The organism is Mesorhizobium sp., assembly GCF_024509055.1.
In the GTDB taxonomy this organism is placed as follows: Bacteria; Pseudomonadota; Alphaproteobacteria; order Rhizobiales; family Rhizobiaceae; genus Mesorhizobium.
In genome coordinates this window covers 1-12,322 of sequence record NZ_JANINM010000485.1, presented here as the reverse complement: position 1 = coordinate 12,322, position 12,322 = coordinate 1, and the positions used below count along the sequence as shown (strand labels likewise).

Annotated in this window: 10 protein-coding genes; 1 reads left to right on the top strand and 9 read right to left on the bottom strand. The window is 65.0% G+C overall.

The window, feature by feature from the left end:
• From Q0L57_RS28595 to Q0L57_RS28565, 7 genes are all read right to left on the bottom strand, one after another.
• Positions 1-767: ABC transporter permease (locus tag Q0L57_RS28595; RefSeq protein ID WP_296746439.1), on the bottom strand; the 767-nt coding region annotated here is incomplete at its 3' end.
• Between the two features lie 77 nt (positions 768-844).
• Positions 845-3,193, bottom strand: coding sequence for a molybdopterin guanine dinucleotide-containing S/N-oxide reductase (locus tag Q0L57_RS28590; RefSeq protein WP_296746438.1), 2,349 nt, complete (start codon positions 3,191-3,193; stop codon positions 845-847).
• Positions 3,194-3,321: 128 nt separating this feature from the next.
• The gene (locus Q0L57_RS28585; protein WP_296746437.1) at positions 3,322-4,986 is read right to left on the bottom strand and encodes an ABC transporter substrate-binding protein; all 1,665 of its coding nucleotides are present in this window, start codon (positions 4,984-4,986) and stop codon (positions 3,322-3,324) included.
• Positions 4,987-5,223: 237 nt separating this feature from the next.
• Positions 5,224-6,408, bottom strand: a complete 1,185-nt coding sequence (locus Q0L57_RS28580) for a mandelate racemase/muconate lactonizing enzyme family protein (RefSeq protein ID WP_296746436.1) — start codon at positions 6,406-6,408, stop codon at positions 5,224-5,226.
• Position 6,409: 1 nt separating this feature from the next.
• A complete protein-coding gene (locus Q0L57_RS28575) occupies positions 6,410-7,513 on the bottom strand; it encodes a mandelate racemase/muconate lactonizing enzyme family protein (protein WP_296746435.1) in 1,104 nt (367 codons plus the stop codon).
• Between the two features lie 25 nt (positions 7,514-7,538).
• A complete protein-coding gene (locus Q0L57_RS28570; RefSeq protein ID WP_296746434.1) occupies positions 7,539-8,231 on the bottom strand; it encodes a GntR family transcriptional regulator in 693 nt (230 codons plus the stop codon).
• Between the two features lie 87 nt (positions 8,232-8,318).
• Entirely contained in the window at positions 8,319-9,110 is a 792-nt protein-coding gene (locus Q0L57_RS28565; RefSeq protein ID WP_296746433.1) for a 2OG-Fe(II) oxygenase, read from the bottom strand.
• Positions 9,111-9,213: 103 nt separating this feature from the next.
• Here Q0L57_RS28565 and Q0L57_RS28560 point away from each other — a divergent pair, with 103 nt between their 5' ends.
• Entirely contained in the window at positions 9,214-10,131 is a 918-nt protein-coding gene (locus Q0L57_RS28560; RefSeq protein ID WP_296746432.1) for a LysR substrate-binding domain-containing protein, read from the top strand.
• Positions 10,132-10,200: 69 nt separating this feature from the next.
• Here the strand turns inward: Q0L57_RS28560 and Q0L57_RS28555 are convergent, their stop codons facing one another.
• Entirely contained in the window at positions 10,201-11,355 is a 1,155-nt protein-coding gene (locus tag Q0L57_RS28555; protein WP_296746431.1) for an efflux RND transporter periplasmic adaptor subunit, read from the bottom strand.
• Between the two features lie 34 nt (positions 11,356-11,389).
• Positions 11,390-12,322, bottom strand: a 933-nt coding sequence (locus tag Q0L57_RS28550) for an efflux RND transporter permease subunit (RefSeq protein WP_296746430.1), incomplete at its 5' end; no start/stop codon positions are given.

The window sequence follows — 12,322 nt, the reverse complement described above, 5'->3', positions numbered from 1 at the left end:
TTGCCGCGCGCGGCGGTGAAGATCAGCGAGCCGATGCCCTGGTAGCGGAACAGCGTCTCGATGACGACGAGACCACCGATGAGATAGCCGGTCTGGGTGGCGATGACGGTGATGGTCGGCAGCAGCGCGTTGCGCAGCACATGCCTCCAGATAACGGTTCGCCATGGCAGGCCCTTGAGCACTGCGGTTCTCGTATAGTCGGAGTCGAGCGCTTCGATCATGCCGGACCTCGCCATGCGCGCGATGTAGCCGAACAGCACCAGGAACAGCGGCAGCGAGGGCAGGATGAGATAATAGAGCTGGGTGAGGAAGCCGGCGCCCTTGGGCCAGGCGGCGGCGATCGGCAGCCAGCGCAGCCAGACCCCGAAGATCAGGATCAGGATGATGCCTGTGACGAATTCCGGCAGCACGGTCACCGACAGGCCGCCGAGGCTGATGATGCGGTCGAGCGGCCTGTTGAGGTTGAGCGCGGCGATGACGCCGCCGAGGATGCCGATCGGCACCACCAGCACGAAGGCGATCAGCGCCAGCTTCATCGAATTGCCCAGTGCATCGATGACAAAGGGCGCCACCGGCGCGCGGAAGACATAGGACGTACCCATGTCGCCCTGCAGGAAGTTCCAGATCCAGCTGCCATACTGCACGAGCAGCGGCCGGTCGACGCCGAGCGAGTGGTTGAGCGCATCCACCGCGCGCTGGTCGGCGAACGGCCCCAATATCGCTCGCCCGACATTGCCGGGCAGAACCTGCCCGCCCAGAAAAACCATCACGCTCAGCAGGAACAGCGTGACGAGCGACAGGGCCAGGCGTCGGATGAGGAAGAAGAGGAAAATGGCTTCGACTCCTATGAAAGGCCAAGTCGCCCGGCCACGCCGGGAACCTCGGACAAGTTCAGTATGACAGGCGGTTCGAATGCCGTCACCGGTGGAGCTTTCCCTTCCAGCCGCGACACCTGAACCAGTGTCGAATTGCAGGTCGGCGACTGGGCGAGGCGGGACGTTCCCCGGTCCGGCGTCAGCACATTCGGATTGCCGTGCTTTTCCAGCGACGGGCCGGGCTCGGACGGGTCGAACCATGCTCCGGTCGGCAGTTGCACCACGCCTTCTATCAGGCCGTCAGTCACCACCGCGCCGGCGAGGCACGATCCACGCTCGTTGGCCACGATGACGATATCGCCGTCGCGGATGCCGCGGGTCGCGGCGTCGGCTTGGTTGATCCGCAACGGCGCCCGCCCCGCCACTTTGCCGGCCCGGCTGACCGAGCCATGGTCCAACTGGCTGTGCAGCTTGTCGGCCGGCTGCGGCGACAGCAGATGCAGCGGAAACCGCTCGGCGAGATCGCTGTTGCCGAGCCATTCACGCGGCTCTTTCCACACCGCATGTCCAGGGCAGTCGTCATAACCGAAGCCGTCGATGGTCGCGGAATAGAGCTCGATGCGCCCCGAGGGGGTTGCCAGCGGATGACGCTCGGGAGCGGAGCGGAACGAACCCAGCAGCGTCTGCGAGGTGACCTTGCGGGTGAGTTCGGCATGGCCGTCCCGCCAGAACCGCTCGAAGGACGGCATGTCGACGCCGATGGCGCCGGCGTTCTCGCTTGCCTGGGTGTAGAGCAGCCGGATCCATCCATCTGCGTCACGGCCTTCGGTGAAGGCCTCCTCCGCGCCCAGTCGCTTCGCCAGTCCTGCAAAGATCGCGTAATCGTCGCGCGCGCCGTCGACCGGATCGATCGCCTGTTTCATGGCAACGATGAGGTTCTCGCGGTTGGAGAAAGCGAGGTCGTTTCGCTCCAGCGGCGTGGTGACGGGCAACACGATATCGGCGTGCCGCGCCGTCGCCGTCCAGAACGGCTCATTGACGATGATCGTCTCCGGCCGTTGCCAGGCTTGGACGAGGCGGTTGAGATCCTGATGATGATGGAACGGATTGCCGCCGGCCCAATAGACGAGCCTGACGTCGGGATAGGACAGCGAAGCGCCGTTGAACTCGAAGGGCCCGCCGGGATCGAGCAGCATGTCGGCGACGCGTGCCACCGGTATGAAATCCACGACGGGGTTGCGGCCTTGCGGAACCGATGGCCATCGGAACCCCATTTCCGGCCTGCCGGCGCCATTGGTCGATGAATAACCGAAGCCGATCCCGCCGCCGGGCAGGCCGATCTGGCCGAGCAGCGCGGCGAGCGTTATCCCCGCCCAATAGGGCTGCTCGCCATGGTCGGCGCGCTGCAGCGACCAGCTGACCATCAGCATGGTGCGCTTGCTGGCCATCGCGCGGGCGAGCGCGACGATCCTGTCTTCGTCCACTCCGCTCAGCGCCGCCGCCCATGCCGGATCCTTCGGCTGGCCGTCGCTCTCGCCCATAACATAGGCGCGCACGACCTCGAAGCCGGTCGCGTAGCGTGCCAGGAACGCCTCGTCGTGAAGGCGCTCGCGGATCAGCACATGGCAGAGCGCCAGCATCACGGCGGTGTCGCTGTTCGGGCGAAGCGGCAGCCATTCGGCGTCGATGCCGCGCGGCGCGTCGTCGCGCACCGGCGAGATGTTGATCAGATGCGCGCCGTTGGCCACGGCGTTGCGCAAGGCGGCCGACGCTTCGTGGCGCGCCGAGCCGCCGCCCTGGATCTGCGCGTTGCGCCAGGGCAGCCCGCCAAAGGCGACGATGAGCTCGCTGTGCCGCTCGATCCCGTCCCAGGTGGTGTGGTTGCCCGTCAGTCCGTCGGTGCTGCCCAGCACATGCGGCAGGATGATCTCGGCCGCACCGTATGAGTAGCTCAGCATCGAGCTCGTATAGCCGCCGATCGTGTTGAGGAAGCGATGGACCTGGCTTTGCGCATGGTGGAAACGCCCGGCGCTCGCCCACCCATAGGATCCAGCATAGATCGCGGCGTTGCCATGGCTGGTGCGGACCCGGTCGAGCTCTGCTGCGACGAGATCCAGCGCCGTTTCCCAAGACACCTCTACGAAGGCTTCGCCGCCGCGCCGCCCGTTCGGAGCCGCCCTGTCTCCTTCGAGCCAGCCGCGCCGGACGGCGGGACGCGCGACGCGCATGTTGCCGTGCGTGGTGCCGAGCATCGACCTGCCGATCGGCGAGGGATCGGGGTCGCCGCTCCATGGCTCCACGCCGACAAGCCTGCCGTGCTCGGCGCTGACCTCGTATGTCCCCCAATGCAGGGTGGTGAGCAGGGTCCTGGTCTCCATGGACGCGTCGATGACGGATCGTCCCGAGATGACCATCGCGGACAGGGCGCGTGGTGCGCCCTGTCGCTGCTGGTCGCGAACGCCGACTTCTCAAGCGGTGCCGGCGCGGGACGGGCTTCTCGTCCCGCTCAGGCCTTCGAGGCCTTCTCCAGGAACAACTGCGACATGGCGGTCGGCTGTACGCCCGCCACGCCCTTCGCCGTCGCCGTCAGGTAGTCGTAGAAATAACCGAAGACGACAGGCGTTTCCTCGAGCAGCAGCTTTTGGATCTTGCCGGCCGCGGCTTTCTGTGCCTCGAGATCAAGAGCCGCGATATAGCTGGTCGCCAGCTGGTCGTAGTCCTTGTTCTTGAAATGCGCGGCGTTCCAGGTGCCGTCGCTCTTCAGCGGCGCAGCCAGATAGACATTCGGCACGCCGCGGTGGCCGTAGTCGGTGATGCCCATCGCCGAATCCAGCCAGTTCGACTTGCCGAACACGGCATCGCCGTAATAGGCGCCCTGGTCGAGGATGTTGAGTTCCAGCTCGATGCCGATCTCCTTGACCCAGTTCTGGATGAGCTGAGCATATTCCGGGATCTCCAGATAGCGCTCGGTGGTGAGCGTCATCTTGAAGCCCTTGCCGGCGCCGGCGGCCTCCATCAGCTGCTTGGCCTGGGCGATATCCTGCTTGCGCTGCGGCACGCTGGTGTCCGTCGAGGGGTAGACGGCGGCGAACGGGCTGTCATTGCCGAGTGCCGCGCGTCCTTTCATCAGACCGGCGGCGAGTTTCTCGCGGTCGAGGCAGAGCGCGATGGCGCGGCGCACGCGAGCGTCCTTCGTCGGGCCCTCGTCGCAATGCATATGCAGCTGCTGATGCGCCGACGACTTCAGGCTGATGATGTCGACATTCGGGTCGTTGAGGACGGCGACGCCCGCCAGCACCGGCATCTGGTTGATGATGTCGATCTGACCGCCCTGAAGCGCCAGGATCTGCGGTTGGATGTCGGTGAAGAAGGTGAATTCGGTGCGTGCTGGCAGGGCCTTTTCGCCCCAGTAGTCCTCGTTGCGCACGAAGGAGGCGCCGACCTTGGGCGTGTATTTCTCGATCTTGAACGGCCCGGTGCCGTCGAAGCTCTGCTCGTAGTTACCCTTGTAGCTCGCCGGAATGATCACGGCGTTGTAGTTGTCGGACGACAGCATGTACGGGAAGTTGCCGTTCGGCGCGTCGAGATGGAATTCGACCGTATAGTCGTCGACCTTCTTGCTGGCTCCCTTCTTCAGGATGCCGTTGAACACCGACAGTGCATTGGACGAATTGGCCGGGTCGGCCAGGCGGTCGATGCTGGCCACCACGTCCTCAGCCTTCATCTCGCCGCCGGAGTGGAATTTCACGCCCTTGCGCAGCTTGAAGGTCCACACCGAACCATCGTCATTCGGCTTCCAGCTTTCGGCCAGCGCGGGCTTGAGCACCAGGTCGGGACCGTCGACGCAGAGAAATTCGGCGACCTGCTGCATGACCAGGAGACCGCCGGCATCGGCGATGGTGACCGGGTCGATCGCGGCGGCCGGCACGCTGCTGCCGACGCGGATGGTGGCGCCGGGCGCGCCTTGAGCGCGCGCGAGCGAGGGTGCGGCGCCGAAGCCCGCGGCCATCCCGATGCGACCGAGCAGCGGCAGCGATAGGCCGAGCAGGCTGCCGTGGCGCACGAATTCGCGGCGGCTGATGCGGCCGTCGACCAGCCCGTCGATGAGGTGGTTTTCCATCGGCGTGCGGCCGCGGCGGATGAGATCGAGAATGCGGTAGTCCTTGCTCATGGGTTAAACCCTTTCCCCTTTGTTGTGGTTGGCCAAGCATTCCAGTTGACGAGTTCCGTGGAGTTCTCCTGTTCCCGGCATCGTCACTATCGGTCGATGGACTGTAGCATGCGAATCCGACCGGTCCATCTGCTCGTTGGGACGGAAAAGTCAGATTTTCTTGATGATTTGTCTGTCACCCAGGCGACCCATGGCCGCCCTTTTCTCGATAAGTCCTGCTAGCTTTTCGACATCCTCCTAATTCAGCGGCAGTCTGCGGTAGGTCCCGGGCTTTTCCGGGTCATGATACTTGTTGCAGGGGCCATTCTCGACGAAGTCGCGATGGCAGGCGGCGAGCCGGTCTCGCGACAGCGTGACGCCGAGGCCGTGCCCTTCCGGCACCGCCACGGTATTGTTCTTCGGCGAGAACGGCCCTTCCTCGATGATATCCATCGGCTGCATGCGAAACAGCGACTGGTTGGGCTCCCTGATCCAGCTGAGCGCCGCGCAAAGATGCAGGTAGCAGGCGCTGCCGATGCCGGTGTCGCCGCTGTAGCACCAGTAGTCGATGCCGGCGTGCTCGCAGGCGCCGACGAAGCGCAGCATGCGGTTGATGCCGCCATGCGCAGTGGGATTGCCGACGAAGGCGTCCGGCACCTTCAGCTCCATGGCGCGCGCGACGTCGATATTGTGGGTCGAGAACGGGATTGAGGTGTGCCGGCGCAGCTCGCGCATCTCCTCGACCGTCGCTACCGGATCCTCCCAATTGCGCACGCCGAGCTCTTCGAGCGGCCGTGCCAGCCGTCTGGCCGTCGCCAGCGAATAGGCCTGGTTGGAATCGATGCGGATCATCGCGTCGTCGCCGAGCTTCCTGCGGATCAGCTCGACCATCTTCATCGAGATTTTCGGGTCCTCCGTCGAGAACTTGCCCTCGAAGAAGGTCGTGCCGTGACGCTCGTGAAGCTCGACGCAGTAATCGGCGACTTCCTCCGGGGTCTTTTCACCTTTCACCTTTGCCCCGTCGCCGCGCAGCGAGAAGTAGTCGGTGAAGGGAACTTGCTTGCGCACCGCCCCGCCGAGCAGCTGATAGAGCGGCTGCTTCCAGGCCTTGCCGCGCAGATCCCAGAGCGCCATCTCGATCGCGCCGAAACCCATGATGCGCGTGCGGTCGTTGATCGACTGGACACCGGTCCAGAACGGCAGGCAGACATGCTCCGCGCCGGCGATGTCGAAGGCATCGCGGCCGACGAGCCTTGGCGCCAGCACATCGTTGATGACGGCAGCGGCGGCCGGCGTGGGCGCCTCGCCGACACCGACGAGCCCGTCCTCCGTCTCGACCTCGACGATGGTCGGCGAGAAGCCGTCGAGCTCGCCGAAGACCCAGACGTAAGGGGCTTCGAGCCTGTAGTTGATCGGCGTTGCCTTGATGCGCGTGATCTTCATGTCAGCCGATCTCGAAGAACGGCTTGCCGAGCAGATCGGTGTCGACATCGATGCCGAGGCCGGGGCCGTCGGGAACACCCATATGGCTGCCGGTCACCGGCGGTGCGTTCCTGGCCGTTCGCACCGTCACCCACTCGTGGAAGGCAATGGCATGCAGTCGGCGTTCCGCCGGCGTCGACAGGGACAGATGCGCCATGGCGGCGGTGTCGATCTCGGCGCCGCCGGTGTCTTCCACCGTCATCATGAAGCCGAGATCGACGGCGACGTCGCGGATCAGCCGCGTCTGCGTCACGCCGCCAAGCCGCGAGATCTTCAGCGTCAGCCCATCGGCAGCACCTCGGCGGTGGATTTCCAGCATCTCGCCGAGCGAGGTGACGGATTCATCCAGCACCATCGGCTTGTCCAGCATGCGGCGCACCGACATGTTCTCATCGAGCGTCGTGCAGGGCTGCTCGAATGTGTAGTCGATGGCTCGCGTGGCGTCGGCGAACTGCCGGGCCTGGTAGGGCGTCCAGCCGGCATTGGCGTCGCAGAAGATCACCGTGCCCTTCGGCACGGCCGAGGCCACCGCCGTCACGCGCTCGATGTCGTCGCGCACATTGCCGCCGACCTTGACCTGCAGGCGGCGGCAGCCTTCGGCAATGATCCGCTTTGCCAGAGCCGCCATCTGGTCGAGCGTGCCATGGGTGACGACCCGGTACGTCTCCGCCATGTCGCTCTCGCGACCGCCAAGCATGGTGACCAGCGGCACATCGGCCGCCCGCGCCGCCAGGTCCCAGCACGCCATGTCCAGTGCCGACTTGATGTAGGGATGGCCCTTGAAGACGGTATCCATCAGCCTGCCGATGCCGGCGAGGCCGCGCGGATCGTGGCCGATGAGATGCGGCGCGATTTCCGGCACGCCCGCGCGCGTTCCGGCCGGAAACGCGGCCGAGTAGAAATTGCCGAGCGGCGCCATCTCGCCCCAGCCGGTGACGCCGTTGTCCGACGCGATGGCGACGATCACCGCGTCGAAGCAGTCGGCGACGCGTCCCTTCGACATGCGGTAGGGCCCATCCACGAAGGGCTGCACGACATGGTAGGCTTTTATGCTTTTGATCTTCACGTTGGTGTCCGTTGTCCGCGGTTGGTCAGGCGCCCTTCGACGCGCGCTTTTCAAGGCCGCGCGCGTAGGAAAGAAGCTCTTCGAAATCGAGGTCGATATGCTCGCGCGCATGGCGCTGGGCGGCGCGCATGTCGGCGCCCTTGAGCAGCGCCACATAGGTCTCGTGCACATCCTCGGCCGGCACGGGCTCGTTGCGCGCCCGCTGATGCAGGGCGAAATACATCTGCAGCCGGCTGGTCAGGCGCTGCCAGGTCTCCAGCAGCACCGAATTGTCGGCCCATTCGTAGATCAGCCCGTGAAGCTGCAGCGCCGTCTCGATCTGGCGCGTGGTGTCCACCGCGCGCGTCGCCTGCTTGACCGCATCGTGGCGGCGGTCGAGTTCGTCGAAGAAACGCTGGTCGCGCTGCGGCCAGGCAAGCTCGATGGCGAATTCGTCGAGCACCTTGTTCAGGGAATAGGCGTCGATGATGTCCTTTGCGGTGACGTCGACGACGAAGGTCCCGGCATAGGGGATGCTGGTGAGGATGCCTTCCTGCACCAGCTCGCGCATCGCCTCGCGCAGCGGCGCGCGGCTCACCCGCATCTGCTCGGAAATCCGAAGCTCGTTGAGCTTCTGGCCGGGCTCGAGTTGCCCGGTCAGAATGGCTCGCCGTAACAATGCGACGATCTCCGCCCTGCGCGTCGTGTCCGCGATCGGACTGAAATCAAGCTTGGCCATGCGCTCACTCCGGAGAGAACCAGATGCAAGACAAGCAGATTGTCGACAATCTAACAAGAGGGATTTTCAGGATTCTGGGTCACGGCCTCACGCGGCCCGGCCATAGAACCCGATCCGCTCTTCCTCGGTGAACATCACGCCCGGGCGCTCATAGTAGGAGAACACCGCGATCATGCGTTCGCGCTCGCCTTCGACCGTGGTGACGCGATGCGCGGTGTTCTTGCCGCGAAAGACGTTCAGCGTGCCGGCCTTTATGCGCAGGATCTGCGCCTCGGGGTCTTTGCCTTCCAGCAGTTTCGCCACGCCGTCATAGTTAGGATCGTCGTCCGAGCGCAGGTCGGTGCGGTATTCGAAGTCGCCGCCGCGCTCGGGGGCCTGCAGCAGCAGCGTCGTCGTGAATTCCGAACGGTCGAAATGCCAGTTCAGCGCCTCGCCCGCCCGGTATCCCATCACATTGGCCCGGGCGAGGGGATCCTGCATCACATGCAGTTGCGACTTGCCCATGGTCGCCGCCAGGAAGCGCACCAGCGGTTGGTATTCATAGATGGTCAGGACGGTGCTGCCGGGGATCTGGTCGGCGCAGACGGTATGGCTGATCGTTTCCACCTTGCGCAGCGCCGGATGATCCTGCGGCAGTTCCGGGATCTGCGGCTTGAAGTAGATGTTGTGCATGCGCTTGTGGACATGCGAGTGGGTGTCCATCACGGGGCGGATTTCAGCCACCGCCTTTTCGGCGACGCCCGGGCGCAGGAAGCCTTCGAGGTTGAACATGCCATTTGCCTTGAGCGCGGCAATGGAGTCGTCCACCAGTTGCTGCCATTCGGGGCTGCCCTCGCGGTCGATCGGGTAGCGATCCAGGTCGAGAATGTCGTTGATCATCGTGTTCCTCCAGAAATCTTGGTGTCACTAGACATCAAGGAAATCTTTCTCTCAACGCGGAAAATTGTTAGGCTTTCGCAAGAAAAATTTGTGGAGGATCCGCGTGGAAAAGCTTCCGCCGTTGAACGCGATCAGGGCTTTCGAGGTCGCGGCCCGCGCCGGCAGTTTCACGCTCGCCGCCACCGAGCTTGGCGTCTCGTCGGCCGCAGTCAGCCAGCAGATCCGCAATCTGGAGGACTGGTTCGGCAAGCAGCTCTTCGTGCGCAACGGCAATCGCATCACGCTGACCGACGCCGGCCACGCAATCTATCCGCAGACGGCGCGCGCGCTTGGCGAGATCGCGGCGGTCGGCCGCCGCATGCTGGAAGGGGGCTTGCGGACACGCCTGGTCGTCAGCGTGCCGTTCTCGCTGGCCGAGCTATGGCTGGCGCCTCGGCTCGCCGTGCTGCTCGACGGCTTTCCGCATATGGCGATCGACGTCCGGGTCGAAGACGATCCCGTCGACGTCGTGCGCCAGAACATCGACCTGCGCATCTCCTATGGCGATTACCACTATCCGCCGTTGAGGATGGTTCGCCTCGTCCATGACGACGTGCTGCCGGTTGCCTCGCCCGATTTCTGGCGGCGCCACGGCAACGAGGCCTTCGACCTGTCGGGCGTGCATGAGAGCCAGTTCATCCACACCAACTGGGGGCCAAACTATGCCTCGCATCCGACCTGGGCCGACTGGTTCGGCGCTGCCGGCGGCAATCGCGCGCCCGACCCGTCGCATGGCCGCCGCGTTGGCCTGTCCAGTCTCGCCATCGGCTCGGCAAGGCTGGGGCTGGGGATAGCGCTGGGGCAGAGGGTCATGGCCGCCGCCGACATCGAAGCCGGCCGGCTAATCGCGCTGTCGTCCGTCTCTGTACGCCTCGGCCAGCCCTACTGCGCCTTCATGCTGCCGGCGAAGGCGGAGCGCGCCGACATCGCCGGGCTGGTCGCGTTGCTCGGAGCAAATCCAGGCAAGGCGCAAAGCGATTGACCCCTAAAGCAAAACGGCGCCCTCGATGTGCGGGTCGAGGGCGCCGTCGGACCGGAACTGATGGGGGAATCAGCTGGCCGGTTTCGGTTGCGGCAAGGGAGAAACCGGCATTCCGGGTCCGATCTTCTGCAAATTGCCGGTGATCACCTGGTCGCCTTCGGTGATGCCGGACGTCACGGAAATCAGGTCACCATCGGTCGGTCCGAGCGACACCAGCTTCTGGTCGACCGTGTTGCCCTTGCCTACGACATAGAGGTACTTGCCGAGCTGGCTGGAGCCGAGCGCCACCTGCGGCACCATCAGCGTGTTCGGCTGCTCCTTCACATGCAGCCGCACGCGAACATACTGGCCGGGCAGCAGCGTGAACTTGGCGTTGTCGATCGTTGCCCGCACGGTGATCGTGCCGGTCGAGTGGTCGATCGTGTTGTCGATGAAGGTGAGCTGGCCCTTCTGGCTGGGCTGGGTTTCGCCCGGCAGCAGCACGTCGACCGCGATCGGCCCCGTTGCCTTGGCCTGCTCGATCTCGACCAGGTCCGTCTCGCTCGGATTGAAGGTGACATAGATCGGATCGAGCTGCACCAGCGTGTTGAGCACGGTGCCGGCAACGCTGACCAGCGTGCCGACCGGGGCCTGGTTGCGGCCGATGCGGCCGTTGAACGGCGCCTTGATCTCGGCATAGCCGAGATTGAGCTCGGCCGTCCGCACTGCCGCGTTGTCAAGCGCAAGGGCGGCCTCGGCCGTGCGCAAATTGCTGGTGCGCTGGTCGAAACTGTCCTTGGCGAGATAGCCGGCCTTGGCGAGGTCAGTGCCGCGGCCAAGGTTCGACCTCGCGTAATCGAGCGTCGCCGTGTCGCGCTGCACCTGCGCCTTCGCCTGGTCGAGCACCGCCTGATAATCCTCGGGCGCGATCCGGTAGAGCGGGTCGCCCTGCCTGACGTCGCTGCCGTCGGCCGCGCTCTGCTCCTGCAGGTAGCCGGGAACGCGCGCCTGCAGCGTGATGCTGCGGATCGATTCCACGCGTGCCGCATAGTCGAGATAGATCGGCAGCGTCTTCTTGACCACGTTCACCACCGGCACCGGCATGACGAAGGCTGCCGGCGCGGGCGCCGCGCCTGCCGTACCGCCATGCAGGCCGAAATTGCCCAGGTCGAGCAGATGCACGCTGGCCACCGAGACCGCCCCCAGGGCGACGGCCGTTCCCAAAGCGATTTTCCATCTACGCATGTTGATCTCCAATTCTATTCGGCCGCTTGGCGAGCTATTCAGCCGCTTGCGCGAGCGGCTGAAGCGCCGGCTCGGCGGTCGGTTCAATGTCCTGATGCAAGGCATCCTCGTGGTGTTTCGCGGCATCTTTCCCGCCGCGCTCGCGCAGCTGCTCGATCACCGCGTAGAAGACCGGCACGAAGACCAGCGACAGCACCGTCGCCGCCACCATGCCGCCGAAGACGGTGGTGCCGATCGACTGCCGGCTGGCGGCGCCAGCGCCCGTCGCGAACATCAGCGGCAGCACGCCGAGGATGAAGGCGAAGGCCGTCATCAGGATCGGCCGCAGCCGAAGCCGCGCGGCTTCCATCGCCGCCTCGACGATGCTGAGACCTTCCTCACGCCGCCTTCTTGCGAACTCCACGATCAGGATCGCGTTCTTCGCCGCCAGGCCGATCAGCATGACGAAGCCGATCTGCGAGTAGACGTCGATCTGCATGCCGCGCAGCAGAAGCACCACGAAAGCACCGAACAGGGCCAGCGGCACCGCGAGCAGCACCATGAAGGGCATCGCCCAGCTTTCGTACTGCGCCGCTAGGATTAGGAAGACGAAGACGATGGCCAGTCCGAAGACGACCGAGGCGATCGAGCCTGCCTTGAGTTCCTGATAGGTGATGCCGGTCCATTCATAGCCGAAGTCCCGTGGCAGCACATTCGCCGCCGCGCGCTCCATCGCCGCCACCGCCTGCCCGGACGAGAAGCCGGGAGCCGCGCCGCCATTGATGAGGGCGGACGCGTTGTTGTTGTAGTGCGGCACGGTCTCCGGACCGACGATCGGCACCAGCTTGCCCAGCGTGCTCAGCGGCACCATGCCGCCGGACGCATTGCGCACATAGAGCCGCGAGATGTCGGTCGCGTCGGCGCGCGCGTCCTTGTCGGCCTGGATCGTCACACGGAAGGTGCGGCCGAACAGGTTGAAGTCGTTGAC

Bases quoted from the DNA above. Each gene is read 5' to 3' on its own strand.
- Q0L57_RS28590 (WP_296746438.1), bottom strand. From the start codon at position 3,193: ATGGAGACCAGGACCCTGCTCACCACCCTGCATTGGGGGACATACGAG.
- Q0L57_RS28570 (WP_296746434.1), bottom strand. From the start codon at position 8,231: ATGGCCAAGCTTGATTTCAGTCCGATCGCGGACACGACGCGCAGGGCG.
- Q0L57_RS28565 (WP_296746433.1), bottom strand. From the start codon at position 9,110: ATGATCAACGACATTCTCGACCTGGATCGCTACCCGATCGACCGCGAG.
- Q0L57_RS28555 (WP_296746431.1), bottom strand. From the start codon at position 11,355: ATGCGTAGATGGAAAATCGCTTTGGGAACGGCCGTCGCCCTGGGGGCG.
- Q0L57_RS28580 (WP_296746436.1), bottom strand. From the start codon at position 6,408: ATGAAGATCACGCGCATCAAGGCAACGCCGATCAACTACAGGCTCGAA.
- Q0L57_RS28585 (WP_296746437.1), bottom strand. From the start codon at position 4,986: ATGAGCAAGGACTACCGCATTCTCGATCTCATCCGCCGCGGCCGCACG.